We start from the raw sequence: 2,272 nt of genomic DNA, 5'->3' as shown, positions 1-2,272 counted from the left end.
CGGCTTCCATCCGGCTCATGTCGAGAAGGTGCATCACCGGCGGCGCGGCCAGTTCGCCGGCGATCATCGCCCGGAGCATGTCCAGGCCGCTGCGTTGACCGACCTGGGCGGCGTTGACCGACGGGTCCGCCCAGGTAAAGGTACGGCTGCGCGCTGGTTCCTGCGTCTGCGTCATGGACGCAGCCTGGCAGCCGGTTGCTGAGTCTGTCAACGAGACTTAGCCTGGTCGGATGCGACCTGCGGCTCTGGACTGGTCAGTGGAGAACTGCACCATCGCCCGTGCGATGGAGATCCTCGGTGAGCGGTGGACGCTGGTGGTCCTGCGCGAGGTGTTCACCGGCGTACGCCGCTTCGACGACATGCGGGTGCGGACCGGCATTCCGCGCCAGGTGCTGACCAACCGGCTCGCCAGCCTGGTAGAGCAGGGCGTGCTCAGTCGCGAGCCGTACCGGGAGCCCGGCAGTCGCCTGCGCCACGAGTACCGGCTGACGGCGAAGGGTCTGGACCTGTGGCCGGTGCTGGTCGCCGTCCTCGGCTGGGGTGACCGGTACCTCGCCGACGCGGACGGCCCACCGCTGAGCGTCACCCACCGCGACTGCGGCGCCGAGGTACGCGCCGAGTTGCGCTGCGCCGACGGGCACGACGTCGGTCGGCCACGCGACGTGGTGCCCCGCCCGGGTCCCGGTGCCCGTCGCCGTACCCCCTGACCGACGGCGCCCGTCGCGCCGCGCCCTCACGCGCCGCGCCCTCACGCGGCCCGCTCATCACGCGGCGCGCTCACCGGGCCGCGCTCATCACCCGGCGCTCGCCGTCGTGCCCGTCGCGGCGGGCGGTGCGCGCCGCGCCCGGTGCGCGGCAACGCATCGATGGTTGTTCACTTCCTGATGGGCCGGGCGTCGGTCGGGTGTGACGGTGCCTGTTCACCAGCGTGTCGAGGGTGTTGCGGCCGTGTGGCCGATCCAGGACGGTGAATTCGGGCGAATCCAAGCCTTGTTAATGATCTTAAGTATGTGAATACTTCAGTCTCAGCCGGCCGGTTTCCCCAGATCGGCCGGGTTGCCCTCGGGTCAGCCGCCCCCGGCGAGACCCGCTCCCCCGCCCAGGAGGTTGTTACATGCGACCCACGAGGTCCTCATTCCGTGTTGCGGCTCACGTCGCCGTTTCCGGAACCCTGGTCGTCGGCTCGCTGATCGGTGCGCCGGCTCAGGCCGCTCCCGCCGCGTCACCCGATGCCGCCGCCGCGATCGCCGCGGAACTCGGCGACCGCTCCGCCGGCTCGTACATCGACGCCAGCGGCAAGTCCGTCGTCACGGTGACCGACGCGGCCGCCGCCAGCAAGGCCAGCAAGGCCGGCGCCGTCGTCCGCTACGTCACCCGCGGCGCGGCCGAGCTCAACCGGGCCACCGCCGACCTGGAGCGCTCCGCCAAGATCCCCGGCACCGCCTGGTGGAGCGACCCGGTCACCAACCAGGTCGTCGTCTCCGTCGACAGCACCGTCACCGGGGCCAAGCTGGAGCGGGTCAAGGCCGCCGCCGCGCGGGCCAACGGCGCGGTCCGGGTCGAGGCCGAGGCGGGCGTGCTGAGCACCCGCATCTCCGGTGGTCAGGCCATCTACGCCGGTGGCGGCGGGCGTTGCTCGCTCGGCTTCAACGTGCGCAGCGGCAGCACCTACTCGTTCCTGACGGCCGGGCACTGCACCAACATCTCGTCGAGCTGGTACTCGAACTCCGCCCAGACCGCGCTGCTGGGCACCCGTACCGGCACCAGCTTCCCGGGCAACGACTACGGCATCGTGCGGCACAACAACTCGGCCAACGCGGCCGGCAACGTGTCCCTCTACAACGGCAGCTTCCGGGACATCACCGGCGCCGGCAACGCGTCCGTCGGCCAGGCGGTGCAGCGCTCCGGCAGCACCACCGGCCTGCGCAGCGGCTCGGTGACCGCCACCAACGCCACTGTGAACTACGCCGAGGGTTCGGTCTCCGGCCTGATCCGCACCAACGTCTGCGCCGAGCCGGGCGACAGCGGCGGCTCGCTCTTCGCCAACACCACCGCGCTGGGCCTGACCTCCGGTGGTAGCGGCAACTGCCGTACCGGCGGCACGACCTTCTTCCAGCCGGTCACCGAGGCGCTCAGCCGCTACGGCGTCAGCGTCTTCTGATCCACGCACCGCTCGCGGGCCGCCGGAACACTCCGGCGGCCCGCGTCGCGTTCACGGCCACCGGACCCCGCCGACACCGGCGAACGCGTCGGCGGTCAGCCGGGACCGGAC

Annotated in this window: 2 protein-coding genes; both read left to right on the top strand. The window is 71.7% G+C overall.

The annotated features are described in order from the left end of the window. The first annotated feature begins 230 nt into the window (after positions 1-230). Entirely contained in the window at positions 231-707 is a 477-nt protein-coding gene (locus KBX53_RS30270; RefSeq protein ID WP_210863111.1) for a helix-turn-helix domain-containing protein, read from the top strand. Between the two features lie 407 nt (positions 708-1,114). Continuing rightward, a complete protein-coding gene (locus KBX53_RS30265; RefSeq protein WP_210863108.1) occupies positions 1,115-2,161 on the top strand; it encodes a S1 family peptidase in 1,047 nt (348 codons plus the stop codon). The last annotated feature ends 111 nt before the right edge of the window (positions 2,162-2,272 follow it).

The organism is Micromonospora sp. M51 (genome assembly GCF_018070305.1).
GTDB lineage: Bacteria > Actinomycetota > Actinomycetes > Mycobacteriales > Micromonosporaceae > Micromonospora > Micromonospora parva.
This window is presented reverse-complemented; position numbering and strand designations above follow the sequence as displayed.

Coding starts and splice junctions, on each gene's coding strand:
- KBX53_RS30270 (WP_210863111.1), top strand. CDS start 231: ATGCGACCTGCGGCTCTGGACTGGTCAGTGGAGAACTGCACCATCGCC.
- KBX53_RS30265 (WP_210863108.1), top strand. CDS start 1,115: ATGCGACCCACGAGGTCCTCATTCCGTGTTGCGGCTCACGTCGCCGTT.